Origin of the sequence: Mycobacterium sp. shizuoka-1, assembly GCF_002723835.1 — a bacterium.
Lineage (GTDB): Bacteria > Actinomycetota > Actinomycetes > Mycobacteriales > Mycobacteriaceae > Mycobacterium.
The window spans coordinates 1-26,162 of sequence record NZ_BEWG01000028.1 but is presented as its reverse complement, the minus strand read 5'-3'; the positions used below and the strand labels follow the sequence as shown (position 1 = coordinate 26,162).

Annotated in this window: 23 protein-coding genes and 1 pseudogene; 10 read left to right on the top strand and 14 right to left on the bottom strand. The window is 68.5% G+C overall.

The window, feature by feature from the left end; all coding sequences use genetic code 11:
* From MSZK_RS10065 to MSZK_RS10055, 3 genes are all read left to right on the top strand, one after another.
* On the top strand, positions 1-502 hold a 502-nt coding region (locus MSZK_RS10065), incomplete at its 5' end, for a proton-conducting transporter membrane subunit (RefSeq protein ID WP_304528948.1).
* A complete protein-coding gene (nuoN, locus tag MSZK_RS10060; protein ID WP_099247449.1) occupies positions 499-2,064 on the top strand; it encodes an NADH-quinone oxidoreductase subunit NuoN in 1,566 nt (521 codons plus the stop codon). The genes MSZK_RS10065 and nuoN, both read left to right, overlap by 4 nt.
* Positions 2,064-2,825 (top strand): enoyl-CoA hydratase, encoded by a 762-nt coding sequence (locus MSZK_RS10055; RefSeq protein WP_099247447.1) that lies wholly within the window; start codon positions 2,064-2,066, stop codon positions 2,823-2,825. The genes nuoN and MSZK_RS10055 overlap by 1 nt, the downstream gene beginning before the upstream one ends.
* 84 nt (positions 2,826-2,909) lie before the next feature.
* On the opposite strand, the gene MSZK_RS10050 is transcribed toward MSZK_RS10055, so the two are convergent.
* Complete coding sequence (locus tag MSZK_RS10050; RefSeq protein WP_099247445.1) at positions 2,910-3,797, bottom strand: SDR family NAD(P)-dependent oxidoreductase; 888 nt, start codon at positions 3,795-3,797, stop codon at positions 2,910-2,912.
* Between the two features lie 14 nt (positions 3,798-3,811).
* Positions 3,812-4,414: a TetR/AcrR family transcriptional regulator gene (locus MSZK_RS10045; RefSeq protein ID WP_099247443.1), complete on the bottom strand. Its 603-nt coding sequence runs from the start codon at positions 4,412-4,414 to the stop codon at positions 3,812-3,814.
* Between the two features lie 41 nt (positions 4,415-4,455).
* Between MSZK_RS10045 and MSZK_RS10040 the strand changes: the two genes are divergently transcribed.
* The 4 genes from MSZK_RS10040 (at position 4,456) to MSZK_RS10025 (ending at position 9,193) form a co-directional block, all read left to right on the top strand.
* Complete coding sequence (locus MSZK_RS10040; protein WP_099247441.1) at positions 4,456-5,595, top strand: phosphotransferase family protein; 1,140 nt, start codon at positions 4,456-4,458, stop codon at positions 5,593-5,595.
* Between the two features lie 6 nt (positions 5,596-5,601).
* The gene (locus MSZK_RS10035) at positions 5,602-6,714 is read left to right on the top strand and encodes a hypothetical protein (RefSeq protein WP_099247438.1); all 1,113 of its coding nucleotides are present in this window, start codon (positions 5,602-5,604) and stop codon (positions 6,712-6,714) included.
* 93 nt (positions 6,715-6,807) lie between these two features.
* The gene (locus MSZK_RS10030) at positions 6,808-7,779 is read left to right on the top strand and encodes a TIGR03617 family F420-dependent LLM class oxidoreductase (protein ID WP_199203278.1); all 972 of its coding nucleotides are present in this window, start codon (positions 6,808-6,810) and stop codon (positions 7,777-7,779) included.
* A 73-nt stretch (positions 7,780-7,852) separates the two neighbouring features.
* Positions 7,853-9,193, top strand: a complete 1,341-nt coding sequence (locus MSZK_RS10025; protein WP_099247434.1) for a flavin monoamine oxidase family protein — start codon at positions 7,853-7,855, stop codon at positions 9,191-9,193.
* Here the strand turns inward: MSZK_RS10025 and MSZK_RS10020 are convergent.
* The gene (locus MSZK_RS10020; RefSeq protein WP_099247432.1) at positions 9,190-10,137 is read right to left on the bottom strand and encodes an alpha/beta fold hydrolase; all 948 of its coding nucleotides are present in this window, start codon (positions 10,135-10,137) and stop codon (positions 9,190-9,192) included. The two genes, MSZK_RS10025 and MSZK_RS10020, sit on opposite strands and share 4 nt — an antisense overlap.
* A gap of 124 nt (positions 10,138-10,261) precedes the next feature.
* On the opposite strand from MSZK_RS10020, the gene bluB reads away from it, so the two are divergent.
* A complete protein-coding gene (bluB, locus tag MSZK_RS10015) occupies positions 10,262-10,906 on the top strand; it encodes a 5,6-dimethylbenzimidazole synthase (RefSeq protein ID WP_099247430.1) in 645 nt (214 codons plus the stop codon).
* Positions 10,907-10,920: 14 nt separating this feature from the next.
* Here the strand turns inward: bluB and MSZK_RS10010 are convergent, their stop codons facing one another.
* On the bottom strand, positions 10,921-11,322 hold the full coding sequence (locus tag MSZK_RS10010; RefSeq protein WP_099247428.1) for a hypothetical protein: 402 nt from the start codon (positions 11,320-11,322) through the stop codon (positions 10,921-10,923).
* 383 nt (positions 11,323-11,705) lie between these two features.
* On the opposite strand from MSZK_RS10010, the gene MSZK_RS10005 reads away from it, so the two are divergent.
* Positions 11,706-12,035, top strand: a complete 330-nt coding sequence (locus tag MSZK_RS10005; protein WP_158230566.1) for an STAS domain-containing protein — start codon at positions 11,706-11,708, stop codon at positions 12,033-12,035.
* A 145-nt stretch (positions 12,036-12,180) separates the two neighbouring features.
* On the opposite strand, the gene MSZK_RS10000 is transcribed toward MSZK_RS10005, so the two are convergent.
* Both MSZK_RS10000 and MSZK_RS09995 read right to left on the bottom strand, forming a co-directional pair.
* Positions 12,181-14,748, bottom strand: coding sequence for a LuxR family transcriptional regulator (locus tag MSZK_RS10000; RefSeq protein ID WP_158230565.1), 2,568 nt, complete (start codon positions 14,746-14,748; stop codon positions 12,181-12,183).
* A 172-nt stretch (positions 14,749-14,920) separates the two neighbouring features.
* Entirely contained in the window at positions 14,921-16,126 is a 1,206-nt protein-coding gene (locus MSZK_RS09995) for a serine/threonine-protein kinase (protein ID WP_099247422.1), read from the bottom strand.
* A 238-nt stretch (positions 16,127-16,364) separates the two neighbouring features.
* Here MSZK_RS09995 and MSZK_RS09990 point away from each other — a divergent pair, with 238 nt between their 5' ends.
* Positions 16,365-17,573: a pyridoxal phosphate-dependent aminotransferase gene (locus MSZK_RS09990; protein ID WP_099247420.1), complete on the top strand. Its 1,209-nt coding sequence runs from the start codon at positions 16,365-16,367 to the stop codon at positions 17,571-17,573.
* Here the strand turns inward: MSZK_RS09990 and MSZK_RS09985 are convergent, their stop codons facing one another.
* The 8 genes and pseudogenes from MSZK_RS09985 to MSZK_RS09950 form a co-directional block, all read right to left on the bottom strand.
* On the bottom strand, positions 17,574-18,884 hold the full coding sequence (locus MSZK_RS09985) for a cytochrome P450 (RefSeq protein ID WP_099247418.1): 1,311 nt from the start codon (positions 18,882-18,884) through the stop codon (positions 17,574-17,576).
* Positions 18,881-19,615: a class I SAM-dependent methyltransferase gene (locus MSZK_RS09980; protein WP_099247453.1), complete on the bottom strand. Its 735-nt coding sequence runs from the start codon at positions 19,613-19,615 to the stop codon at positions 18,881-18,883. The genes MSZK_RS09985 and MSZK_RS09980 overlap by 4 nt, the downstream gene beginning before the upstream one ends.
* Before the next feature lie 12 nt (positions 19,616-19,627).
* Complete coding sequence (locus MSZK_RS09975; protein ID WP_099247416.1) at positions 19,628-20,728, bottom strand: methyltransferase; 1,101 nt, start codon at positions 20,726-20,728, stop codon at positions 19,628-19,630.
* Positions 20,721-22,931: an MMPL family transporter gene (locus tag MSZK_RS09970; RefSeq protein ID WP_099247451.1), complete on the bottom strand. Its 2,211-nt coding sequence runs from the start codon at positions 22,929-22,931 to the stop codon at positions 20,721-20,723. Before MSZK_RS09970 ends, MSZK_RS09975 begins: the two co-directional genes overlap by 8 nt.
* A complete protein-coding gene (locus MSZK_RS09965; protein WP_099247414.1) occupies positions 22,925-24,538 on the bottom strand; it encodes a fatty acyl-AMP ligase in 1,614 nt (537 codons plus the stop codon). The genes MSZK_RS09970 and MSZK_RS09965 overlap by 7 nt, the downstream gene beginning before the upstream one ends.
* Complete coding sequence (locus MSZK_RS09960) at positions 24,535-24,807, bottom strand: acyl carrier protein (protein ID WP_099247412.1); 273 nt, start codon at positions 24,805-24,807, stop codon at positions 24,535-24,537. Before MSZK_RS09960 ends, MSZK_RS09965 begins: the two co-directional genes overlap by 4 nt.
* Positions 24,804-25,817, bottom strand: a complete 1,014-nt coding sequence (locus MSZK_RS09955; RefSeq protein WP_099247410.1) for a 3-oxoacyl-ACP synthase III family protein — start codon at positions 25,815-25,817, stop codon at positions 24,804-24,806. Before MSZK_RS09955 ends, MSZK_RS09960 begins: the two co-directional genes overlap by 4 nt.
* Positions 25,814-26,162, bottom strand: a pseudogene (locus MSZK_RS09950) (SRPBCC family protein); the annotation flags it as partial. The gene MSZK_RS09955 and the pseudogene MSZK_RS09950, both read right to left, overlap by 4 nt.

Below are 26,162 nucleotides of genomic sequence, written 5' to 3'. Positions count from 1 at the left end.
CCACGGCATCTCGACGGCAGCCCTGTTCCTGATCGCCGGGTTCCTGGTCAGCCGCCGCGGCAGCCGCGTCATCGCCGACTACGGCGGAGTCCAGACCGTGGCGCCGGTGCTGGCCGGCACCTTCCTGATCGCCGGCCTGGCAACGCTGTCACTGCCCGGTCTGGCGCCGTTCATCAGTGAATTCCTGGTCCTCATCGGCACATTCACCCGCTACCCGGCCTTCGCCGTCATCGCCTCCGCCGCGCTGGTGCTCTCCGCGGTCTACATCCTGTGGCTCTATCAACGAATGATGACCGGGCCGGTCACCGAGGGTACCGACACAGTCCGAGACCTCGGCAAGCGCGAGCTACTCGTCGTCACGCCGCTGATCGCGTTGCTGATCACCCTGGGGGTGTATCCCAAGATCGCCCTCGACGTGATCAACCCCGCTGTGACAGCCACCCTCACCTCGATCCACGAACCCGACCCGGCGCCGACGGTCGCGGAAGGAAGACGCCCGTGACTGCGCCCAGCATCGAATACGGCCAACTCTCCCCGCTGTTGATCGTCCTCGGCGTCGCCGTCGCCGGCGTCCTGGTCGAAGCGTTCGCCCCTCGCAAGAGCCGCTACCCGGTGCAGGTGGGACTGAGCCTGACCGGCCTGGTTGCCGCGTTCGCCGCGGTGGTGTTGCTGGCTCGCGATCTGCGGGGCGGTCTCGGCCAGGCCGTCGTAGTCGGCGCGGTGGCGGTCGACGCGCCGGCGTTGTTCCTGCAAGGCACCATCTTGCTGATCGCGGTACTGGGCGTTCTGCTGATCGCCGAACGCCGGGTGCCCGCCGAATCCGATTCGGGCGCCGCTGGTTTGGACGCGTTCACCCCGGACGCCTCGGCGGTGCCGGGCAGTGTCGCCGAGAAGGTCGCCACCAAGGCCGCGCTGGTCCAGACCGAGGTCTTCCCGCTGACGATGTTCGCTGTCGCGGGCATGATGATCTTCCCCGCCGCCAATGATCTGTTGACGATGTTCATTGCGCTGGAAGTGTTCTCGCTACCGCTGTACCTGATGTGCGGACTGGCCCGCCGCCGACGCCTGCTGTCCCAAGAAGCCGCCCTCAAATACTTCCTCCTCGGCGCCTTCTCCTCCGCCTTCTTCCTCTACGGCATCGCCCTGCTCTACGGCTACGCCGGCACCCTGAGCCTGCCCGGCATCGCCAAAGCCATCGACACCCACACCGACACCACCACCCTGGCCCTACTCGGCACCGCCCTCATCGCCGTCGGCATCCTCTTCAAAGTCGGCGCCGTGCCCTTCCACTCCTGGATCCCCGACGTCTACCAAGGCGCACCCACCCCCATCACCGCCTTCATGGCCGCCGCCACCAAAATCGCCGCCTTCGGCGCCATGCTGCGCATCTTCTACGTCGCCCTACCCGGCCTCAACCACGACTGGCGACCCGTCCTGTGGGCAGTGGCGATCCTCACGATGGCCGTCAGCACCGTCACCGCGGTAACCCAGACCGACGTCAAGCGAATGCTGGCGTATTCGGCGGTGGCCCATGCCGGGTTCATCCTCACCGGTGTCATCGCCGCCAACCCGGCCGGGATCTCGGCCACCCTGTTCTATCTGTTCGCCTACGGCTTCTCCACGCTGGGTGCGTTCGCCGTGGTCAGCGTGGTGCGCAACGCCACCGGCGGCGAAGAGACCGACATGGCCCGCTGGGCGGGGCTGGGCCGGCGTTACCCGCTTGTCGGCGTGGTGTTTTCGCTGTTCCTGCTCGCGTTTGCCGGCATCCCCCTGACCAGTGGGTTCGTGAGCAAGTTCGCGGTGTTCAAGGCGGCCGGCGAGGGCGGGGCCATTCCGTTGGTGGTGGTCGGTGTGATCGCGTCGGCGATCGCGGCCTACTTCTACGTCCGGGTGATCGTGTTGATGTTCTTCACCGATCCGCCCGAGGACGCGCCGGAGGTCGTCACGCCCAGTGCCTTGAGCGTCGCGACGATCACCCTGACCGCGGCGATCACCTTCGCTCTCGGCGCGCTGCCACAGCCGCTGCTCGACCTCGTCAACCATGCGGCTAGATTCCTGAGCTGATGATCCTTCTCAGCGACGACCACGGCGCCGTCCGGGTCTTGACGATGAACCGCCCCGAGGTGCGCAACGCGTTGAGCACCGAACTGTTCGAAGCCCTGTTTGCCGCACTTGCCGGGGCCGACGCCGACGAGTCGGTTCGCGCCGTCGTGCTCACCGGGACCGATCCCGCGTTCTGCGCCGGGGTCGACCTGAAGCAGGCACAGCATCTGGGCATGGACTACTTCGGCCGATTCGACAAGATGAACTGTATGGACGCCATCGTCGAGCTGCGCAAGCCGGTGGTTGGGGCGATCAACGGCGCGACCTTCACCGGCGGGCTGGAGATCGCGCTGGCGTGCGACTTCCTGATCGCCTCGGAGCGTGCGGTTTTCGCCGACACCCACGCCCGAGTGGGGATCCTGCCCGGCGGTGGGATGACCGCGCGGCTACCGCGGCTGGTCGGGTCCGGAATGGCCCGGCGGCTGTCGATGACCGGTGAGGTGGTCGACGCCCGTCGCGCCGAACGGATCGGGCTGGTCACCGAAGTGGTGTCGCACGACGACCTGCTGCCCCGCGCGCTCGATCTCGCCGGCCAGATCGCGGAGGTCCCCGCAGCGACGATGACCGGCCTCAAAGAGATCTATCGCAGCGGGACGGCAGCGATCACCGGGCCTGCACTGAAGGCCGAACGCGCGGTCTCCGCGACGAGAACGGTGGACACCGAGCAGCTGGCCGCCCGCCAGCGCGAGGTCGCACAGCGCAACAAGCGCCAGATTCTCTAACGCCCAAACCGACATTTCGCCGCGAAAGTTCGAGTGGAGAGCTGCAAAACGTCGATCTCGGCGCAGACCCTCGGGCCGCGTCGGTCAGCCCAGCGCGGACTGGGTGTTCGTGAACGGGGCGAAGCTGCCGTCGAGTACCTCGAGATGCCCGATTGTGCGTCCTGTCACGACATTCGGATCGACCAGTGTCAATTCGACCGCCGCGCGGGCGAATTCGTCCTCGGGCGAGACACTGGCGAACTCGTTGCGGTAGTAGGACAGACCCGGTGTGGGGATCGGACGGGACGGCGCCAACGCATTGACTGCGATGTTGTGCCGCTGCAAATCGTAAGCCGCACACCAGGTCAGGTGCTCCAGCGCGGCTTTGGATCCGCCGTAGCCGGGCAGCACCCCGCCGGCGAAGTTCTGGTACGGCCCGTTCCCGGGCACCCGGGATGCCACCGATGTCACGTTGATGATCGAACCGGCACCCGCGGCGAACATGTCCGGGCAGACCAACTGCATCAGCTCGTAGGAGGCGAACACACCGATCTCGAAATGCCGGCGATAGGCATTGGGCGGGATCGCCACGAAGCCGGGCCAGTCGGCGTTGGCCGCAGCCCGGGCACCGCCGGCCTTCGCGGCTTTCGGTGCGGCGTCCGGTTTGGGTGGCCGGCCCGGCGCGGTGAACGCGGCGTTGTTGACCAGGATCGTGACGGGTCCGAGAGCCGCCCGGGTCTCGTCGACCAGGCGGGGCAGGTCGTCACGTTCGAGCAGATCGGCCGCGATCGCCACCGCACGCCCGCCGGCCGATTCGATGGCTGCGACGGTCTCGCCGATCGTGCCCGGCAACCGGTCGTCCCATTGCTGTTCGGTGCGGGCGATCACCGCGACAGCGGCACCTTCGGCGGCCAGGGCCAGCGCGGTCGCGCGGCCCAGCCCGCGGCTGGCGCCGGTGACGATCGCAGTTCGGCCGGCCAGACGTCCCGTCATCGCACTCCTCGAGGTCATAGCGCCACCCCGTGAACGAGGATCGCCGCCGTCTGGTCCACCCAGTCCGCGTCCAGGACGTCGTCCGGGCGCAGCAACAATCGCATCATCGTCGCACCGCCGATCAGTTCGATCAGTCGTTCCGGCTCGACATCGGCGTGCACCTCGCGGCAGTGCACGGCCTCCACGAGGCGATCCCGCACCGCGGCGAACACGTTGGTGAACCGGGACATCACCCGGGCGTTCAGCTCCGCGTCGGCGCTCATGTCGGCGATCAGGCCGGGCAGCGCGGCGCGCACCACCGGGCTGGTGAAGACGTCGCGAGTGGCGGCGAGCATGGCCCGCACGTCGGCGGCGATATCACCCGCCGGGGCGGCCAGTGCGGTGGGTGCGGTGGGGAACGCGGCCTCGTGAACCAGCTCGGCCTTGCTCGACCAGCGTCGGTACAGCGCGGTCTTGGTGGTCCCCGCCCGTTCGGCGACCGCAGCCAAAGTCAGATTCGGATAACCGATTTCGACAAGCAGCTCCGCGGTTGCCCGCAATATGGCAGCGTCGATACGCGGATCGCGGGGCCGCCCCGGGACCGCGGTCTTGTCAAGCGAAGACGCGTCTGCTTTCATATCGCTACCCACCGTATCGTAATAGGGTTGGAGGATAAAAGGTGACCAACCAGCCGGCCGTAGAAACCGACGTCGAGCGGTTGCAACGTTCTGGCCGTGACGTCAGCACCGTGCCCGCCGTGCTGTCGGAATGGCTGTCGACCGTCATGCCCGGCGGGGCGAGGCCCGAGGTGACCGTCGAGAGCGGCATCGACTCCAACGGCATGTCATCGGAGACGATCATCCTGACCGGCCGCTGGGACGAGGACGGCAAGAAGGTCGAGCAGAAGTGGGTGGCCCGGGTGGCTCCCACCGCGGAGGACGTTCCGGTCTTCATCACCTACCGGATGGATCACCAGTTCGAGGTGATCCGGCTGGTCGAGGAACTGACCGACGTGCCGGTGCCCAAGGTGCGCTGGATCGACACCACCGGCGAGGTACTCGGCGCGCCGTTCTTCCTGATGAACCATGTCGAGGGCATCGTGCCGCCCGATGTGATGCCGTACACCTTCGGCGGCAACTGGTTTGCCGACGCGCCGGCCGAACAGCAGCGCGCGCTGCAGGATGCGACCGTCGAGGTGCTGGCCAAGCTGCATTCGATTCCCAACGCGGCCGACACCTTCGGCTTCCTCGCCGAGGCGGTGCCCGACGGCGACACTCCGCTGCGCCGCCAGTTGAACTGGCTCAAGGGCTGGTACCAGTTCGCGGTGCCCGACATCGGCCGCTCGCCATTGGTCGAGACCGCGCTGGCCTGGCTGGAGGACAACTTCCCCGCCGACGTCGCGGCCGGAGAAACGGTGCTGGCGTGGGGTGACTCACGTGTCGGCAACGTGCTCTACGAGGACTTCCGCCCGGTCGCGGTGCTGGACTGGGAGATGGCCACCCTGGGTCCGCGCGAGCTGGACGTGGCGTGGATCATCTTCGCCCACATGGTGTTCCAGGAGCTCGCCGGTCTGGCCGGCATGCCCGGCCTGCCGGACGTGATGCGCGAGGAGGACGTTCGCGCCACCTATGAGAAGTTGACCGGGGTCGAACTCGGCGACCTGCGGTGGTTCTACGTGTACTCCGGGGTGATCTGGTGCTGCGTGTTCATGCGGACCGGCGCACGGCGGGTGCACTTCGGTGAGATCGAAAAACCAGAGGACGTCGAGTCGATGTTCTACCACGCCGGCCTGCTGCGCCGGCTGATTGAGGAGGCCTGACCCCGGATGCTCGGACCGCTCGACGAATACCCCGTCCACCAGGCACCCCTGCCGATCGCGTGGCCGAACTCCTCGGACCGAAACTTCTACGACCGCAGCTATTTCAACTGCCACGACCGCACCGGCGACATCTTCTTGATCACCGGCATCGGGTACTACCCCAATCTCGGCGTCAAGGACGCCTATGTGCTGGTGCGCCGGGGTGACACCCAGACCGCGGTCCACGTGTCCGACGCCATCGATCAGGACCGGCTCAACCAGCACTGCAATGGTTATCGCGTCGAGGTCATCGATCCGCTGCAGAAGGTGCGGATCGTGATGGACGAGACCGAGGGTATGGCGGTCGACCTCACCTGGGAGGGGCTGTTCCCGGTGGTGCAGGAGCAGCCGCACATCATGCGTCAGGGCAACCGGGTGACGCTGGACGCGCAGCGGTTCGCGCAATTGGGTTCCTGGGCAGGGCATATCGTCATCGACGGCGAGGAGATCACCGTCGACCCGTCGGTGTGGATCGGCAGCCGCGACCGATCGTGGGGTATCCGCCCGATCGGTGAGGCCGAGCCCGCGGGCCGGCCGGCCGATCCGCCGTTCGAGGGCATGTGGTGGCTGTACGTGCCGATGGCCTTCGAGGACTTCGCGATCGTCGTCATCATCCAGGAGGCGCCGGACGGCTTCCGCTCGCTCAACGACTGCACGCGGATCTGGCGCGACGGCCGGGTCGAGCAGTTGGGCTGGCCGCGGGTCAAGATCCACTACCGCTCCGGCACCCGGATCCCCACCGGCGCCACCATCGAGGCGACCGATGCCAACGGGGCGCCACTGCGCTTCGACGTGGAATCCAAACTGCCTGTGCCGATTCATGTCGGCGGCGGCTACGGCGGTGACTCAGACTGGATCCACGGCGTGTGGAAGGGCGAGAAGTTCGCCGAGCGACTCACCTACGACATGACCGATCCGGCGATCATCGGGCGCTCCGCGTTCGGCGTGATCGACCACGTCGGGCGGGCGGTGTGCCACGACGGTGACAAGTCCTCCGAGGGTTGGGGCCTGTTCGAGCACGGCGCACTGGGCCGCCACGACCCGTCGGGCTTCGCCGACTGGCTGACGGTCGCGCCGTAACCCCTTGCGCCCAAACCGACAAACGGGCGCAAAAGTGCGAGTGGAACGCACCACAACGTCGATCTCGAAAGGCATGACCACGCCGTGAAAGTCATGACGGCCCTGTTCGGGCCGACCGATGCGGTCGATCGTGCCCGGGCCCTGCGCGAGGCGGGCGCCAGCGGTGTGTTCACGTTCGAAGGACCGCACGACGTGTTCGCGCCGCTGACCCTGGCTTCGGCTGTCGGCGGCCTGGATCTGATGACCAATGTGGCAATCGCGTTCCCGCGCAATCCGATCCAGTTGGCGCATCAGGCCTACGATCACCAGCTGCTCGCGCAGGGCCGGTTCATTCTCGGTCTGGGCACCCAGGTCCGGGCGCAGATCGAGAAGCGCTACGGCGCCGAGTTCGACAAGCCGGTGGCCCGGATGAGCGAGCTCGTCCGGGCGCTGCGGGCGATCTTCGCGACCTGGGAGACCGGTGAGCGGCTGGACTTCCGCGGCGAGTTCTACCGGCACACGCTGATGACGCCGACGTTCAACCCCGGGCCGAATCCCTTTGGCCCGCCGCCGATCTACGTCGGAGCACTCGGCCCGCGGCTGACCCGCGCCACCGCCGAGGTGGCCGACGGGCTGCTGGTGATGCCGTTCGGTTCGGCGAAGTTCCTGCGCGAGTCGACGATGCCGGCGGTGCGCGACGGGCTGGCTGCGTCGGGACGCACCGAGTCGTCGTTCGCGATCGTGCCCGAGATCATCCTGTCCGCGGGTGAGAATCACGACGCGACGCGGCGGCTGCTGGCGTTCTACGGGTCCACCCCGGCCTACCGCCCGGTGTTGGACATCCACGGCTGGGGCGATCTGCAACCCGAACTGAATTCGATGTCCAAGCAAGGCAAATGGCAGGAGATGGCCGGCCTGATCAGTGACGAGGTGCTGCACACCATCGCCGCGTGCGGCACCCCCAAGCAGATCGCCGCGCACATCCGCGAGCGGGTGGACGGCGTCGGCGACACCGTCTGTCTGTATCAGCCGGCTCCGATCGCCACCGAGACGCTGGCCGAGATCGTCGACGAACTGGCCCGCTGAGACCCCGCGATTTCGGCGCGCTTTCGTTCGCCCAGCGGCGGTTTGCGCGCCGAAATCGCAGGAGACGGGCACCATGGGTGGCGTGGGTTACGACGTTGTGGTCATCGGCGCCGGCTTCGCAGGCCTGGCTGCCGCACGTGAGCTGGTCAAAGACGGGTTCGACACGGTGGTGCTGGAGGGCCGCGACCGAGTCGGCGGCCGCTCGAGCACCACGACGCTGGCCGGGGTACCGGTCGACCTCGGCGGCACGTTCGTCGGCCCCACCCAGGACGCGGTGCTGGCGCTGGCCAAGGAACTCGACTGCCCCACCGAACCCACCTACTGCGAGGGCGCCAACCTGATCCGGTGGCGCGGAAAGGTGCGGTCCTACCGCGGCAAGATTCCGAAACTGTCGCTGCTAGGGCTGCTCGACATCAGCCGGATCCAATGGCAGGTGGACCGTCTCGGCCGCGACGTCGACATCACCAGGCCGTGGGCCGCGCCCAAGGCCAAGCACCTCGACGGGATGTCGCTGGGGGCCTGGCTGCGCTCGGTCGGGGCCAGCTCGTCGTCCCGGGACCTGCTGGCCCTGGTCGCGCGGGTGACCTGGGGCGCCGAACCGGACGACGTGTCGATGCTGCACGCGGTCCGCTACGTCAAGGCCGCCGGCGGCCTGGACCGCATGCTCGACGTGGTCGGCGGGGCCCAGCAGGACCATTTCCCCGGCGGCACCCAGCAGATCGCCCAGAAGATGGCTGCCGAGCTGGGCGAACGCGTACGGCTCAATTCCGTGGTCTCCCGCATCGAGTGGTCCGACGATGCCGTCGCGGTCACCTCCTCGGGCGGCGTCGTGGAGGGCCGTCGCGCGATCCTGGCGATCCCGCCCGCCCACCGGCTCGGCATCGACATCGCCCCACCCCTGCCCATCGGCTACCAGCAATTGGCCCAAAGCTGGCCGCAGGGCGCGCTGAGCAAGGCCTACGCCGCCTACCCGCGCCCGTTCTGGCGCGACAAGCACCTGTCCGGCCAGGCGCTGTCCGATCAGGGGCCGATGTTCATCACCTTCGACGTCAGCCCCGGCGACGACGGCCCTGGCATCCTGCTGGGCTTCGTCGACTCGCGCGGTTTCGATGCGCTCGCTCCGGACCAACGCCGCCAGAAGGTGCTCGCCGGCTTTGCCGCCCTGTTCGGTCCCGACGCCGAGAATCCCGTCGAATATCTCGACCATTGCTGGGGTGCAGAGACTTTCGCGCCCGGCGGTCCGACGGCGGCAGTGCCGCCGGGAGCGTGGACCGAGTTCGGCCCACTGCTGCGCGAGCCGGTCGGCCCGCTGCACTGGGCCGGCACCGAAACCGCCGACGAATGGACCGGATTCCTGGACGGCGCGGTGCGTTCCGGGCTGCGCGCCGCCGCCGAGGTCGCCGCGACGCTCTAGGAGCTGATCCGCCGCTGCGCGGACACCGATTCGAGCAGAGATCGCAGGTGGCCGGTGACGGTCTGCGGGTGTTCCAAGATCGCGCAGTGCCCACCCGGAACCTCAACCAGGTCCACCAAGTTGGGCGCGGCTTCGGCGATCTTGCGGGCCTGGCACATGGGCAGCAACCGGTCGTGAGTGCTGCCGATGACCAGCGCCGGCACAGTCAGGCCGCTGAGGTCGATGTGGCGCGGCCCCATCTCGTCGACCAGCACCCTGGCCCAGGCGCCGCGCCCCGCGGCCGGGGTGGCGGCGAACAGGTCGTGGATGAAGTCGGCGACCGCGGGGTCGGACTGGGCACCGACGGCCATCATCGCGACAAACCAGCGGCTGCCGGGCTGGGCGCCGCGGACCAGCGGTGCCCCGCCGAACGTCCTGATCATCCGGCGGGCCGCCAGTGACCGGCCGCCGGCCAGCATGGGCGGTACCCGCAGCAGGTTGATCTCTTTGAGCAGGTCGCCGGTGGTCGTGTTGATCAGGGCGACAGCGTCGGCGCGCTGGGCGACCCGGTGCCGATAACGGTCGGACCAGGCGCTGATCGCGATGCCGCCCATCGAATGCCCGGCGATCACGGCCCGCTCCCCCGGCCGCAGAGTTGCCGCCAGCACCGCGTCGAGGTCTCCGGCCAGGTGACCGAGGCTGTAGCCGGACCGGTGGGCCAGCCCGCTGCGGCCGTGTCCGCGGTGGTCGTAGGCGATCACCCGGTAGTCGCGCGACAGATCGTTGATCTGCTCATGCCAGACGCGGATGGCGCAGGTGATGCCATGTGCCAGCACGACCGGGTAGCCGTCCTCGGGCCCGAAGACCTCGGTGTGCAGTCGGGTGCCGTCGGCGGCCCTGACCTCCACGGTTTGGCTGGGCGGCAACATGGGCCCGCTGATGACGGCCGCACGGGACGCTGACATGGCCCCCTCCTCGCTCGGTCGGCGACGCTGCCCACCGGGGTTCTCACAGTAGCTGCCGCCACGCCGCCGAAGTGCCGGACCGCGCCCGTCGTTACCGCACCGTGCCCGTCTCTAAGATGACCCGGTGACCCAGCACGCGTTCACCGCCGAGGAACGCCACGCCGTCTACCGGGTGATCCACGAGCGCCGGGACATGCGCCGATTCACTCCCGGCGCCCGGGTTCCCGAGGCGGTGCTGGCCCGCCTGCTCGCCGCCGCGCACGCCGCACCCAGCGTCGGCCTGATGCAACCCTGGCGGTTTCTGCGCATCACCGAAGACAGGCTGCGCCACCAGATTCATGCCTTGGTCGACGAGGAACGCCGCCAGACCGCCGCCGCGCTGGGCTCCCGGGCCGAGGAGTTCCTCGCGTTGAAGGTCGAAGGGGTCCTCGACTGCGCCGAACTGCTGGTCGTCGCGCTTGGCGACGGTCGCGACGGCCACGTCTTCGGCCGGCGCACGATGCCGCACATGGACCTGGCCTCGGTGTCGTGTGCCATCCAGAACCTGTGGCTGGCGGCTCGCGCCGAGGGCCTCGGCATGGGCTGGGTCTCCATTTTCGATCCCCGACGCCTCGGCGAGCTGCTCGGCATGCCCGCCGACGCCGAACCGGTGGCGATCTTGTGCCTGGGCCCGGTACCGGATTTCCCGGATCGGCCCGCCCTGGAGATCGACGAGTGGACCTTCGGCCGGCCACTGGCCGAATTCGTCAGCGAAAACCGCTGGGATTAACGGTTTTCGGTAGGTCAGCCGACCGAGCCGCAGCCCACGTAGGGTATGCAGCCGGTGGCCCCATCGGGACCCGCCGAACCGCTGGGCCCGTTCGGGATGCCGCCACTGGCGCCACCGGGCCCGGCCGTGCCGCCGGGACCGTAGGGAATCGACCCGCTGGCGCCACCGGGCCCGGCAGTTCCGCCGGGACCGTACGGGATCGACCCGGATGCCCCTCCGGAACCCGCCGCTCCCGCGGGGCCGCCCGGAATGCTGCCCGAGGCGCCGTCCGGACCGGCCGTGGCGACCGGGCAGGGGCTGCCGTCGGGGTTTACGCAGCCTGGCGGGTCGGCGACGGCTATCGGAGCGGCCGCGATCGCGACGGCTGCAGCACCGGTGAGGAAAACAGATGTCAGGGAAATCGTCTTCAGTGCCATACCCGCGGGGATACCCGAATCGACGCAAAGGCATGCATGTCGCGCATGAGGTTCTCGGGTGGATGCCCAACGCGCACAGAGTCTTACAGAGAAGGCGAGCGGAAAGCCTGGCCGTCAGGTGAACGGACCGCGTGAGCGCCGTGCCCCTGACGTGGGTACAGACCGGGGCATTGCGTGTACAGTTGAGGGAGGTTGACTTTCCAGCCGCGGTATTCGTCGCAGGCGTGCGGTGTGCCATGCACCCGCAATGCGAGCCTTTCGGGCGCGTCCCACCAAAACTTGCTCTTCCCTGCTAGTGCTCAATTGGAGGCATTCGAATGCCTTGTTCTGTATCCACTTCCCCCGGCGACCAAGCCGCCTCGCCGACCATCAGTGACGGCGGCGTGCCCAGTCGGCTGCAACTCGCCACCGAATGGCACAACACCACCGACGTTCGGATTTGCGCGGCCGGAGACTTCGACATGTCAACCGCCCGCGAATTCAGCGAGTATGTCTTCCGGCGGGCGGGCAACTGCCGGCGCCTGATCCTGGATCTGACCCAGGTGACGTTCTTCGACTGCGCGGGCTTGTCAGCGCTGTACCACATCGACGAGCGGTGCCGGACCGCCGGCGTCACGTGGACGATTCAACCGGCGCACTGCGTTTCGCGGGTCGTCCAACTCTGCGATCCGTCGGGTGGACTGCCGATTTCCCCCGCCGGGCGATTCGACTGACCATACTGAACTCCGACCACCGACCGAAGGATCCCCTTTTCATGGATCAGCTGTTTTCCCACCCCGTCCAGGCCCAACAGGTCACCGCAGACGACGACCGCTCGCAGGTGCCGGTGGAAAACCCGACATTCTCCGACGACGGCCGCTAGCGCGCCTCGGGGTCGGCGTTGCGCATCAACGTGACCAACTGTTCACGTTCGTTGATGCCCAACTGCTTATAAACCCGGTAAAGGTGGCCTTCCACGGTGCGCACCGACACCACCAGGTGTTCGGCGATCTGCCGGTTCGACCACCCGTTGGCCACCAGGGTGGCGATCTCGCGCTCCCGACCGCTGAGCGGCAGCGGCACCCCGCCGGTTGCCGTCGCGGGGGTGTGCAGGCCATAGGTACTGACCAGCCAGTGCGCCCGGGTGGAGGATTGCAGCGCAGGCAGCCTGGCACCGGCCTGCCGGTGCGCCACCGCCGCGGCGGCGAAGGCGTCCGCGGCCTGCGCCGCCATGCCCAGGGATTCCCACTCGGCAGCCACGGCATCCAAGTCCTCGCCGCCCCCTGCGGCAACAGCTTCGCCCTGCCTGGCAGCGAGTAGCGCGATCGGCGTATTCAATTGTTCGGCAACACATTTCAGCCGAACAACATCGGGCAGCATCGCGAACCGCAACCCGGTATGGAGCGCCTCCAATTCGCCGGTGGCGTTACCACAACCGCGGGCAGCCTCCGCCGCCCGTCGAAGCGCCGCGTGCCCATCTTCGACAGCGCCGGTGGCAACGCTGTGGTACGCCCTGGCCAGCTCGAGCAACGGCCGGAACACCTCGTTGGCGGGCCCCCAGGCTCCCTCGGCCATGCTCAGCGCGCGTGCGGCAGCACCGTTGTCACCGCGAAGCACCTCGGCCTGAACGGTCCAGGTCGCCACCAGCGGCACCCATCCGCCCGACAGATTCGACACCATCGCCGACAGCGCACGCTGCAGCAGGTCGCACGCGGCCTGCGGCCGACCGGCCGCCAACTGGACCCGCCCCGCCATCGCCGCCACGATCGCTTCGGCGTGCGGCGCCCCGTGAGCCGAGGCCTTCTGACGGTCGACGATCGCCTGTGCGGCCGCGATGTCGCCCTGATTGAGCGCTGACAACGCCTCCGACAGGGAGATGGCGTACTGCTGCGGTCCGGACACGCAGTGCCGCGCCGCCTCGGTGCCGCGTGCGGCGGCGGCCGCCACGGCTGCCGGCCTGCCCCGTAGGTTGGCGGCGGCCGCAGCCGGCACCGCAGCCCACAGCACTGCCATCGGCATCGCGTCCGGATCGGAGATGACGGCCGCACTGGCCGCATCCGAGGCGTCCAGGTCCGCGGCGAAGTACGCGATCGACGCCTCGACCGCCAGCGCGTAGCTGCGCAGGGCGGGGATCGTGACCCGCGACCGGACCGTGCCCAGCACCTCCTCGGCCATGGCGCGGTCTCCGCAGCCGAAGAACAGGTTCGTCGCCCGCAGGCATCCCCAGCGGACCAGCATGATCTCGTCGTGTGGATCGAAGGTTGCCAGCAGCTCTTCGGCCTGCGCGTTGAATCCCTGCCACCCGAGGGCGTCGGCGAGCGCGACGGCCGCGCGCAATCCACCGCCATGCTCGTAGGCGAACCGGGCCAACTGTTCGGCGAGCCGCAGGCTCGACATGGTCATCGCGCTCTCGGCAGCGTCCATCACCAGGTTCACATCGGGTGTGGTGTCACTGTTCATCATCAGCCGGGCAAGCTCGATGACCAGCCGCGGATCCCGTTCGGTGCTCGGGTCCAGATCCCCGACCAGTGACCAAAACCTTTGTGCCAGTGACGTATTGATCTGACGCAGCCGAGCTACCCCACAGCTCCTGCGGACCACGTCAGCCAGCACCGGGTGCGCCACCTGCACCCGCATCCGCAGCGGGTCGCTGATCACATGGATGACGGCATGGCGTTCGGCCTCGCTGATCGCGTCCATATCGCACATCGCTCGCAGCGCATTCCAGTCCAAAACCTCCGCAGCCGCGACGATTTCGAGGACGTCACGCTCCTTCGGCGGCAACCCACGAATCCGCGACTCAAGCAGCTGCTCGATATCGGAGCCCAGCCGAGGCGAGTGGGTGAGCCGCCACCGGCCGGTGTCGTCGGTGAGGGCGCCGTCGTCCACGGCGGTGTCCAGCAGGCCACGCAACAGCAGCGGACTGCCCGCGGACAGCGCATGCAACTGGTCGACGACCGTGCCGGCCACCGGGCCACCCAGCGTCTCGGTGAGCAGGCGTCCGGTGTCGGCATGCGAGAACATGCCAACCTCGATGCGACGGAGGTACTGGTCCTTCCACAGCGCGGTGATCGCGTCGGGGACCTCGGTTTCGGATCGCATGGTGACGATCAGCGTCGCCGAACCCCGCACGGCAAGCTGGTGAACGACGATCGCCGAGAGCGGATCGAGCAGATGCGCGTCATCGACGACGAGGAGCAGGTTGTCCACGCTGTCCAGCGCGTCGTGAGCCGCCGCGAGCAGCCGGATGGGCTCGAGGGCACCCGGGATCTGCACGATCCCGGCGAAAGCGGCCAGCGGCACCTCCCGGGAGGTCTGGGTCCCCAGAACGAAATGCGGCCGCATCCCGCGGGCACTGAACCGTTCGGCGACGTGGCGGGCCAGCGCCGTCTTGCCGACCCCAGCCTCTCCGACAAAGACGACGCCGTTGAACGTGGAGTTCTCCACGGCATCGCTCGCCTGTTGAATCTCGGCGGATCGGGCAACGAACGGCCAGTCCAATGGCGGGCCGCCTTCCCCTCAGCCGGCTCCCCACGCGGCGCACGGTCGAGTAGATATTAGCGTCGAATGGCCGTTGACCGGGCAATACCGGCCAACGCGGCACGAAGTGGCAACCCGCCTAAGGCCGCTTCCCGTCGTTCTTACCGTGGCCCCGTCCACGTGGGCCGCCCGGTGGGTTCGGCGCAGGCGGCGCGGGGGGCTCGGCGGTCGGCCCCGGCGGTGGCATGCCGCTGGTGGGGGTGACTGCCGGGGTACTGGTCCCCACCGGCTGTGGTGGCGGACTCGACGGAGCAGGATCCGTCGCCGACGCCACAACCGACACGGCCAGTACCACCAGAACCGCGACCGCGGCCGCATACCACCAGCCTGCCCCACCGCGCCGTCGCCGCGGTGGAGCCACGGCATCGGGGCCGAACGCGATCTGCGTCGCCGGCAACACCTTGGTCGACGGCCGAACCGGCACCGCAGGGGCGGGCACCACCGCGGCCGTTGCCGGACCGTCGAGCAAGGCCCGCCGATCGCCGGCCAGCGCGGCGCGCATCTGGGCGGCACTGCCGAACCGCTGCAACGGATTTCGTGCCATCGCACGGTCGATCACGGTGGCCAGGATCGGGTCGACATCGGTGCGGGCGACGGCGACCGGCGGTGGCGGGGTATCCATGATCGCCCGGGTCAGCGCTGCGGGATTGTCTTGGGGGAAAAGGCGTTTGCCCAGCAGCGCCTCGTAGGCCATCACGCCGACGGCGTAGAGGTCGTCGCTCACCGACGCCGCTGCACCGGCAATACGCTCCGGGCTGAGGTAGCTCATCGTTCCGACAATCTGTCCGGTCATGGTGACCGGGCCGGAGCCGCTCTTGGCGATCCCGAAGTCGGCCACTTTCATCGAGTCGCCCGGCGCAGTCAGCAAGATGTTGCCCGGCTTGATGTCACGATGCAGGATTCCGGCGCTGTGCGCGGCCTGCAGGCCTGCCAGGACGTCGTCGAGCATCGCCCGCACGAGGCGTGCAGGGAGCGGGCCCGCGGCGATCAGGTCGGCGAGTGTGCGGCCGGGCAGCCGTTCCAGGACGATGAAGGGGCTGCCGTCGTGCACGCCGAAGTCGAACACCACGACGATGTTCTGATGGGCCAGCCGGGCCGCCGAGCGGGCTTCGTCTTCGAACCGGCGCCGAAAGTCGGGCACCGCACCGAGGGCTGGATGCAACAGCTTGACCGCAACCGGCCGGTTGAGCCGGGTGTCCCACCCGTCGCGGACATCCGCCATGCCGCCACGGCCCAGTAATCCGCGCAGCTCGTAGCGGTCCACGAGCAATTCGTGGCCGGTCATGGGGTGTCCGTAGCCGCGATCGGCGGATCGCAAACTCGTATCCCGAAGGGACCACCGACTGATTAATTGATCAGGCGACCAGCATGGGGATACGCTGCTGACGCTTTCGTTAATAGTCCGACATCCAGATGACCTGCGAAAACGCCCGGTAGAAGAGCAGGCGAGCACATCGGCCATCGCTTAACCGCATTGAACATGGACAGGTGTCTGCGATGCTTTCTGCGGTGAAAGGAACCGCATGAAGTTCGCCCAGTCGAGCAGGTTGTCCAACCTGTCTCACGAGGCCCCGGGTCCGATCGCCCACGAGGCGGCCCGGTTGGAGGCTGCCGGGCACAGCGTCGTGCGGCTGGATGTCGGCGATCCGCATCCTTTCGGATTCCAGGCGCCCGCCGAACTGCTGCGACAGGTGTCCGCCACCCTCGCCGAGTCGGCGGGTTACACCAGCACCAAAGGGCTGCCGGCGGCCCGGCGCGCGGTCGCCCGGTATTACTCCTCGCGCGCGGTCCGCGTCGACGTCGAGAACGTGTTCCTGGGCAACGGCGCCTCCGAGCTGATCACGATGGCGATGACCGCGCTGCTCGAGGACCGCGACGAAGTGCTGGTCCCGGCTCCGGACTTCCCGGTGTGGACCGCCGCGATCACCGTCAACGGCGGCCGCGCGGTCCACTACCGATGCGACGAGTCGTCGGACTGGTACCCCGACCTCGCCGACATCGCCGCCAAGGTCACCGCCCGCACCCGGGCGATCGTCATCATCAACCCGAACAATCCCACCGGCGCGGTGTACCCGCCCGAGGTGCTGACCGGAATCCTCGAGATCGCCCGCGAGCACAACCTGATCGTCTGCTCCGACGAGATCTACGACAAGATCCTCTACGACGACGCCACCCACACCGTGACCGCGTCGCTGGCACCCGATCTGCTCTGCCTGACCTTCAACGGCCTGTCCAAGGCATACCGCTGCGCGGGTTTTCGCGCGGGCTGGCTCTCGGTGTCGGGTCCGACCGACCATGCCACCAGTTATCTCGGCGGCCTCACCACCGTCGCCGGGTTGCGTCGCTGCCCGAATGCGCCTGCCCAGCAGGCGATTCGAGTGGCGCTGGACGCCGAACACTCCGGATTGGACCTGACCCTGCCCGCCGGGCGGTTGCACGAGCAGCGCGACCGCGCCTGGGCGGCACTCAACGCGATCCCCGGTGTGTCGTGCGTCAAGCCGAAAGGCGCGCTCTACGCGTTCCCGAAAATCGACCTCGGGGTCTACCCGATCCGCGATGACGAACAATTCGTTCTGGACCTGTTGCTGCAGGAGAAGATCCACATCGTTCCCGGCACCGGCCTGGGCTGGCCGGCGCCGGACCACGTCCGGATCGTGACACTGCCGGAGGCGGACGTACTGGAACAGACCATCGAGCGCATCGGGCAGTTCCTGGCGACCTATCGGCAGTGATCACCGCCGCGCGATCACGTCCAGTGCGATCTCGCGACTGGGTTTGGTGGCGATCCCGCGGGCCACGGCACGCGGCGACCCGCCTGCCCGGTCACCGTCTCGGGCCCGCAACTCCAGTTTCTTCATGATGGTGCCGATCGCGACCGCGAGCTCGCTGTGCGCGAACGCCGCACCGATGCAGCGCCGATACCCGCCGCCGAACGGCGCGTACTGGAACGGCGAGGGCTTGGCCTCCAGGAATCGCTCGGGGCGGAAGGATTCCGGATCGGCCCACAGGTCGGGATTGAAATGCAGTGCAGGTAATGCGATTCCGACCACCTTCCCGGCCGGGCAGGACACCCCGGCGACGGTGAGTGGACCGGTCAGCTTGCGCAGCACGATCGGCACCGTCGGGTGCACCCGCAGCGTCTCCTGGATCACCGCGCCGAGGTAGGGCAACGCCGCGATGTCGGCCGCTGTGTCCGCCGTCGACAACTCGTCGAGGACACGCGTGCGGATCGTCTCGTCGCGATGAATGTGGTACAGCGCCCACGTCATCGAGGTGGAGCTGGTCTCGTGGCCGGCCGCCAGCATCGTGCGCAGCTGGTCGCGCAGTGCGTCGTCCGCCAGAGCGACACCCTCGTCATCGGTGGCCGCCAAGATCAACCCGAGCACGTCGCTGCCGAGGTCGCCGCTACCTCTTCGCTCCTCGATCTGCTCGGTCAACAGCTGGTCGAGCCGGGCGCGGAAGGCCACCAGCCGGGCCCACGGACCGCGCCCGGCGACATCCCGGCGCAGCCACGGCACCAGCATGAGCGCCGCACTGCCCGATCGCAGCAATTGCGTTGTCACCCGGGCATACTCGCTCCGACGCGACCCATCGGTGACGCCGAACATCACGCGGATCACCACGTCCAGGGTGATCCCCTGCGCCGCGTCGTTGACCAGCAACTGATCACCGGGGCGCAAGGTCGCGATCCGCGCGCTCGCGGCCTCGGCGATCACGTCGACGTAGTGCCGAATGAGTTCAGCGCGAAACGGCGGCGCCAGCACGGCGCGGGCCCGCCGGTGCGCGTCTGCCGACAGCAAGATCAGCGAGTTCTGCCCGACCACAGGTTCAATCGGGTTGGGCAGCGGCGCGCGACACAGCGCTGAGGGCGCGCCGAGGATGTCGCGGGCACCCTCGGCGGTGGTGAAGAACAGGACCTCGCCGAGTCCCGGGAACCGCACCGACACCGGTCCGGTGTCCGACGCGTGGCGCCGGAAGAAGCCTTCGGGGTCGGCCCCGGCCCAGGCTGCCCGGGCCAGCGCTCCCAGCGTCGCGGTGCTCACGTCACCCTCGATGCCACGACGATCTGGTTGCGTCCCAATCGGTCGAAGTGCACTCGGATCGCCGGGTCGGCGTAGGCAGCCAACGTCTGGAAAGCCGAGGGGCTGTAGGCGCGCAGCGAGCTGATCAGCCCGTCGTGGGCGAACGGCAGCCAGGCGAACGGCAGCATCGACGCGAGCCGCAGCAGATGCACCGGAGCGGGCGGCCGGCGCAGATCGCACACCACCAGGGTGTCCGCCACCCGAGTCGCCTCGGTCAGGACCCGAGCGGCCGCAGCCGGCGGCAGGTGGTGGAAGGACAAGGAGAACAGGGCCAGGTCGTAGGAATGGTCGGGCGCCTCGATAGCGGTGGCGTCGAGTCGGCGCACCTCGGCGCGGTTATGGTGGCCGAGGTCCCCCGCCGCGATGTTCGACACCGAAACCGGGTCGATGTCGGTGATCGTGACCTGGGCGCCGGCGTGCCGTTCCAGTACGGCACGAGACAACGCCCCGTGGCCGGCCCCCAGCTCTAGTACCCGCGGGTTCGGGATGCCGGCGAGGAGCGGCATCACTCGGGCGGCCAGGCGGTCGTGGTCGCGCAGCAGCCGGCCCATCCAGTCCAGCGACCAGATCACCTGTTGTTTGATGCGGTCGTCGACGTCGTCACGGTCGAGGTATTCCAGGCGGCCGGTCTGCAGATGCCGGTCCAGCCAGGAGGCATCGAACCCGGCGCGCGGCATGGCGGCGATGTCCATCGATGCCACCGGTCAACCCGCGCCGTCGGCGACGGCCTCGATCACACTGAGCGGCGATGCGGTCGGTACGACGCGTGTCATTCGAAAGCCCGCCTGGCGCAGTAGGTCCCGGTACTCCCCGGCCGTGCGCTCGCGGGATCCCAGGTTCAGCAGCATCTCCAGATCCACCCAGTTCTCGGGTCCGTCGCGGCCGTTCTCCCGCACGACCATCTCGACCAGTAGCACGGTGGCTCCGGGTTCGGCCGCTGCCCGGACGTTGCGCAGGATCTGCAGCGCCTTGTCGTCGGGCCAGTCGTGGATGATGTTCTTGAGCAGGTAGGCGTCGCCGCCGCCGGGGACGTGATCGAAGAAAGACCCCGGCACGATCTGCACCCGGTCGGCGACGTGGTTGGCGCCCAGCAGTTCCGGGGCGCCCGCGACCACCCGCGGCACGTCGTAGAGCACGCCGTGCGCGCCGTGCGCTCGCGTCAGGATCGCCGCCAGCATCGCGCCCTGTCCCCCGCCCACATCCACGATGGTGCGGTGGACGCCGAAGTCATAGCTGGCCACCACGACCGCCAGCGTCATCTGGGCCAAACTGGTCATGGTCTTGTCGAAAAGATCGGCGTGCGCGGGTATTTCGACGAGATAGTCGAACCCGTCCATCCCGCGCAACGCCGGGACGATCGACTCGCCGGTCCGCACGGAGTCCGCCAGCAGCGTCCACCGCTCGCGCTGTTCCTGGGAGCCCTGGAACATTGCCGCACCCTTCAGCGAGATCGGCGCATCCGAACGCAGCGTCGCGGCAAGGGAATTGAGCGCGTAACGGCCGTCGCGACGCCGGCGGAAGATGCCGCGGCCGATCAGCGCGCGCATCAGCCGCCGCAATCCATCGGGGTCGGCCCCCACCCGGGCGGCCAGCTCGTCGATCGCCAGCGGACCGTCGGCGAGCGCGTCGGCGATACCGAGCTGGGCCGCGGCCGTGATCGCCTGCGCGGGCCACCCGGACACCACCAGCTCCATCATCGCCATCGGCGCTGGCAGCATCCGCTGGTGCAGCACCAGCAGGTAGTGACGTAACCACTCGACGACGCGGGCCAGCCCGGCGGGCGGGACCTTGGCTGTTCTAGGCATGGGGTGCCTCCCTGATTCCGACCCGTCGATGAAGCCGCACCAGCGATTTCGGTGCCCACCAGTTGAAGCGGCCCATCAGGTGCATGAACGCGGGAACCAGCAGGACACGCACCAGGGTGGCATCCGCGAGGATCGCCAGCGTCAGTCCGACACCCAGCATCCGCAAGAAGGACACCTGCGCGCCGGACAGGGCAGCGAACGTGATGGCCATGATGAGCGCGGCCGCGGTGATCACTCGCGCGGTGCGCGCAAGTCCCAGTGCGACGCTTCTGTCGTTGTCGGCGGCGGTCTTTCCGCTCGCCAGCCAGAATTCACGGATTCGGGACACCAGGAACACCTCGTAGTCCATGGACAGCCCGAAGGCGATGCAGAACAACAACACCGGAATGCTGATCGCCAGGGTTCCGGTCGAGGTGGTGCCCAGCGCACCGAGGTGGCCGTCCTGGAAGATCCACACCAACGCACCGAATGCGGCGGTCAACGACAAGACGTTGAGGATCAACGCCTTCAGCGGGACCACCACACTGCCGGTCATCAGGAACAGCAGCACGAACGTGATGCCGGCGATGATCGCGAGCACCAGCGGCAGCCGGGACGCGATGGCGTTGGCGGTATCTCGGTTGACCTGGGGCGTGCCGGAGATCAGCACCTGGCGGCCCGCCGGGGTGGCAACGGCCTGCAGCTGGTCGAGTTGGGTCTCGGACGCGCGGGAATACAGCGGTGCGGTGCTGGTGACCGTGAGGAAGGCGCTGCCGTCGGCGATCGCCGTCGCTGCCGTCGGCGGTCCCACCGAGTGGCCTCCGACGAATGTGACGCCGGGCGAGGACACCGATGCGACGTCGGAGACCGTGGACAGCGCGGCGGCGTAGCTGTCGAGCTGCATCGGGGTGATGCCTGTGGCGTTCGGCAGGACGACGGTGAGGTTTTTGGCGAGGTCGGTGTCGAACCGGTTGCGCAGCTGGTCCCCGACGACGTGCGAGGAACTCGAGGTGGGCAGCACCCGGTCGTCGGGCACCCCCCACTTGGCGCCCAGGAACGGCGCACCCAGCACGACCAGCAGCGTGACGATCACGACGGCGACCGGCACCGCCCTGCGCGTCGAGAACTCCGCAAGGCGGTACCAGATGCTCTGCTCGACGGGACGGGCCACCGTAACCGGGCGGTGCAGCCAACGGCGCAGATCCCACGAGTTCAGCCGGTCGCCGAGCAGCACGATGGCCGCCGGGGTGACGAAAACCGCAGCCAGCGAGGCGAACACGACAACCGCGACACCGGCATAACCGAACGACTTGAGCGCATAGATCGGGAACAACACCATCGCCGCCATGGACAGCGCGACCGTCGTGGCGGAGAACAACACGGTGCGACCCGCGGACACCATGGTGCGCAGCAACGCGTCGTCACGCTCGGCACCGGCGGCGCACTCATCGCGAAACCTGCTCAGCAGCAGCAGTGTGTAGTCGATGGCCAACGCCAGGCCAAGGGCCACGGCGAGATTGAGCGCGAAGACCGAGACGTCGGTGGCCAGGGTTATCGCGTGCAGGACGGCCATCGCGCCGAAGATCGCCAGCGCACCGACCGCGAGCGGCAACGACGCCGCCACCAGTCCGCCGAACACCCATACCAGGACCAGGAAGCTCAGCGGAATCGCCACGCCCTCCATGATCTTGAGGTCCTTCTCGCTCTGCTGGGTGATCTGCAGCATCATGGCCGCCTCGCCGCCGGCCCGCACAGTGACACCGTCACGGTCATGGACCACTGAGTTGATCAACGCGTCGGCGTTCTTCGGTGCGCCGTTGTCGCCGCCGGTGATACCGGCAACGATCACGCCGATGGTGCCGTCCTTGCTGATCAATGAGGCGGCCGTGGACGGCGGGGCGGTCCATGGCGAGCTCACCGTCGCCACCGCGGGTGACTGGCTCAGTGTCTGCACGATGTCGGTGCCGACCGACCGTGCTGCCGCCGACGTGACCCCGTCGGGCGAGGCGACGGTGATGAGCAGGGGCATGTCACCTTGCCCGAAAGTGCGTGCCAGTTCGCCCCTGGCCACCGACGACTGTGCGCCGGGATCGGTGAGCCCACCAGCGGACAGCTTGCCCGCCACCGGAATTCCGAATGCCGCCGCGCCGACCAGGACGAGGACGGCGAGCGCGATCATCCGGCGTGGACCCCGGGTCGCGAGCCGGGCGACTCCAGCTAGCACGGCGACAGGGTTCCCGCCAGCCACCGGGCGCGTGCCTCGAGCCTGCGCATCTTGCCGCTCGACGTGCGCGGCAAGGTCCCCGGCGCCAACAGCTCGACGTGGTGCACGGCGATGCCGGTGTGGTGCAGCACCCGCGCCGCCACCTCTCCCGCGAGGCTCGCTGTCGCCTCAGGGGTGGTTTCGACCAGCAGCGCCAGGGCCTCGTCCTGCGCGTCGGCGGGGAGGTAGCCCACCGCTACCGCGCACCCGGTGCGGACGCCGGGCAACCCGTCGAGTGCCTCTTCGAAATCCTGCGGTGCGTGATTGGCACCGCGGATGACCACGGTCTCCTTGCTGCGTCCGGTCACGAAAAGCTCGTCGCTGTCGATGAATCCGAGGTCGCCGCAATCCAGCCAGCCGTCACGCACGGCCTGTTCGGTGAGGTCGGGGCGGCCGAAATAGCCCGCCATCACGCTGGGGCCCCGGACGAAGATGTGTCCCGGCCGGCCCGGCGGCAGTGGTCGGCCGTCGTCGTCGCGGACCTCGACCTCGACACCGGCCAGCGGGCGGCCGGTGCTCACCAGCTCCTTGTCGTCGACCTGGATGCTCCGGAACATGCTGCCGGCCGGCTTGAACGTCACCGCCAGCGACGCCTCGGCCAGCCCGTAGACGGGGGTGAATGCCGACGCGTCGAATCCCCAGCGTCCGAACCGGTCGCTGAAGCGGCGCTGTATCTGGGCGCTGGCCAGCTCCGCACCGTTGAGGCACAACCGCCACGAACTCAGGTCCACGCCGGCGAGGTCGTCGTCGCGAATCCGCTTCAGGCACAGCCCGAACGCGAAGTTGGGGGCGGCGGTCACCGTGCCGCGATGGCGCGAGATCGCCCGCAACCACGCCGCTGGCACGGCCAGGAACAGCTCGGGCGGCAACAACACCAGGGGGCACGCAAGATAGAACGCGGTCAACAGGTTTCCGATCAACCCCATGTCGTGATACAGCGGCAGCCACGTGACACCCACCTGGTCGGGCATGCCGGCGTGGGCGAAATAGTCGGTGATCGCGGCGATGTTGGACAACAGGTTCCGATGGGTGAGCGCCACCGGTTTCGGGTCGTGCGTGGTGCCCGACGAGAATTGGATCAGCGCGAGGTCGTCGGCCCCCGACATGATCGGGCCCGCATCGCCCGCGCCGCGGAGTTCGGCTGTGGTGACGCATCTCGTCGCGGTGCCGTCGAGCAGGGGGCGGATCCGGTCCTCGGTGATCACGAGCGTCGCTGTAACCGCATGCAGCATGGCGACGGTGCGCTGCCGGTATTCGTCGAGCTGGCCCAGCCGCACCGGCGGATACAACGGGACCGGTACCGCGCCCGCGTACAGCACGCCGAAGAATGCGGCGACGAAGTCCGGGCAGGTCGGCAGGATCAGCGCGACCCGATCGCCGACGCGCACGCCGGCGGCGCGCAGACCCGCGGCGAGTTCCCGCGCCTGCCGGCGGACCTCGGCCATCGGGACCTCGGTGTCGTTCTCGGTGCGGTCGACGAAGAACAGGCTCTGATCACTTCGCGCCGCGGCGTCGAGCATGTCGGTGAGCGTGGCGAATCGAGGCCGGATCGCCGGCGCACCGGTCATGACCGCTCCTGGATCCGGCGCAGCACCAGCTGAGCCAGCTCACCGACGGTGCGCAGGTCGTCTCCGTCCTGGGCGTCCAGGTCGATGTCGTAACGCGCTTCGATACGGAAGACCAGTGAGAGCACCCGGGCCGAATCCATACCGGCGTCCTGCAGCCCTGACTCGGCGGTGAGCGTGCCTGCAGCACCGTCGGTTTCGGACGCGATGAGCCCGAGAATCTCTTCGGTCACCGCGGCCAGGGTGGCGGGCTCACCGTTCGGCAGGGTCACGTCGGCCGTCCGCCCCAACGCACGGCGGCAGCCCCCGCGAAGTCTCCGGCATGGGCGAATCCGGCCATCATGACGATGTCACCGGGTGTGACCTGCCCGTCGCGGACGGCGGCGTCGAAGTTCACCGGGATGCCCACGGCGAACAGATTGCCGCATTCGTGGAAGGTGTCGCGGTGGTGTTCGGGGTCGATGCCCAGGGCCTCGTTCCAGTTGCGCAGCAGCAGCCGGTTGGGCTGATTGGTGACCAGCATGTCCAGGTCTGCGGGCTTGACCCCGATCCGGTCGCACACCGCGCGCACCACCTGGGGGACCTGCCGGTTGCCGCGGGCCAGCACCTTGATGATCTTGCCCTCGTTGAACCCGACGTAGCCCTCCCCCGGACCGGCCGCCCACCACCGTCGCGGCGGGTCGGTGGCCAGCGTCATGTCGGTGGCATTCTCGCCGTAGTAACGACATTCGATGTCGAGCACCGGTGCGGTGTCCGTGCACGTGACCAGCCCGACGGCCGCTCCGTCACCGGGCACGGATGCCTGGGCCTTGGCGCGTACCTGCTCCTGTTCGAAGATGGTGCCGCCGGCGTTCTGCGCGACGGCGATCAGCGCGCGGCGGCCGGCTCCGCCTTCCAGCAGTTGGCGAGCGAGCTTGAGCATCAACACAAATGCGGCGCAACCGCCGTTGTGGACGTCGATGACCCACTCCGGGTTGATGCCCAGTCGGTGGGCGACTTCGCCACCGGCGCCGAGGATCGGTAGGTCGGGCAGTTGAGAATGGGTGAGCAACACGTCGACCTCGTCGAGCACCTGCGGTCCGTGCCGCTCGACGAGCACCTGGACCGCGCGCTCGATCATGTCGACGTTGGATTCGTCGGCGGCAGCGTGGTGGCGGAAGTCGGGCGGTCGGAACATCGGGTTGTCCCGCAGCTCGTCGTCGCCGCTGAACTGCGTGAACCACGATGCGGGAAGCCGCTTTTCGGGCAGATAGGTGGCGATGTCGACCAGGCTGACGGTCATCGGCTCCGCATCCAGTCCGGCGTGATGGGCAGCCCGTTGCGGTGGCGGTATTCGGCGATGGCCTTGAGGTTCTTCAGTTCCAGCAGATGACCGGCGCCGAACATCTCCCAGAAATCACCCACCCAGACCGGCCGCTGTGGCGGGGCGGTGTCCGGGTAGGGGTTGTTGTCGTAGAACGGGTGGTGGCAGTTGGTCCACAACACCACCGAGCCCGGCTTGTTGAACACCAGCTGCGCGTCCACCACGCGCATCAGATAGATCATCCACAAGTGCCTGCCCTGGTCCCAGGCGCAGTGGTAGTCGACGGTGCGCGCGTCGCGATGGGCGACGGTGCGGGTGTAGATC

Coding starts and splice junctions, on each gene's coding strand:
- MSZK_RS10055 (WP_099247447.1), top strand. CDS start 2,064: ATGATCCTTCTCAGCGACGACCACGGCGCCGTCCGGGTCTTGACGATG.
- MSZK_RS10050 (WP_099247445.1), bottom strand. CDS start 3,797: ATGACGGGACGTCTGGCCGGCCGAACTGCGATCGTCACCGGCGCCAGC.
- MSZK_RS10045 (WP_099247443.1), bottom strand. CDS start 4,414: ATGAAAGCAGACGCGTCTTCGCTTGACAAGACCGCGGTCCCGGGGCGG.
- MSZK_RS10035 (WP_099247438.1), top strand. CDS start 5,602: ATGCTCGGACCGCTCGACGAATACCCCGTCCACCAGGCACCCCTGCCG.
- MSZK_RS10030 (WP_199203278.1), top strand. CDS start 6,808: ATGACGGCCCTGTTCGGGCCGACCGATGCGGTCGATCGTGCCCGGGCC.
- MSZK_RS10025 (WP_099247434.1), top strand. CDS start 7,853: ATGGGTGGCGTGGGTTACGACGTTGTGGTCATCGGCGCCGGCTTCGCA.
- MSZK_RS10020 (WP_099247432.1), bottom strand. CDS start 10,137: ATGTCAGCGTCCCGTGCGGCCGTCATCAGCGGGCCCATGTTGCCGCCC.
- MSZK_RS10010 (WP_099247428.1), bottom strand. CDS start 11,322: ATGGCACTGAAGACGATTTCCCTGACATCTGTTTTCCTCACCGGTGCT.
- MSZK_RS09995 (WP_099247422.1), bottom strand. CDS start 16,126: ATGACCGGCCACGAATTGCTCGTGGACCGCTACGAGCTGCGCGGATTA.
- MSZK_RS09990 (WP_099247420.1), top strand. CDS start 16,365: ATGAAGTTCGCCCAGTCGAGCAGGTTGTCCAACCTGTCTCACGAGGCC.
- MSZK_RS09980 (WP_099247453.1), bottom strand. CDS start 19,615: ATGGACATCGCCGCCATGCCGCGCGCCGGGTTCGATGCCTCCTGGCTG.
- MSZK_RS09975 (WP_099247416.1), bottom strand. CDS start 20,728: ATGCCTAGAACAGCCAAGGTCCCGCCCGCCGGGCTGGCCCGCGTCGTC.
- MSZK_RS09965 (WP_099247414.1), bottom strand. CDS start 24,538: ATGACCGGTGCGCCGGCGATCCGGCCTCGATTCGCCACGCTCACCGAC.
- MSZK_RS09955 (WP_099247410.1), bottom strand. CDS start 25,817: ATGACCGTCAGCCTGGTCGACATCGCCACCTATCTGCCCGAAAAGCGG.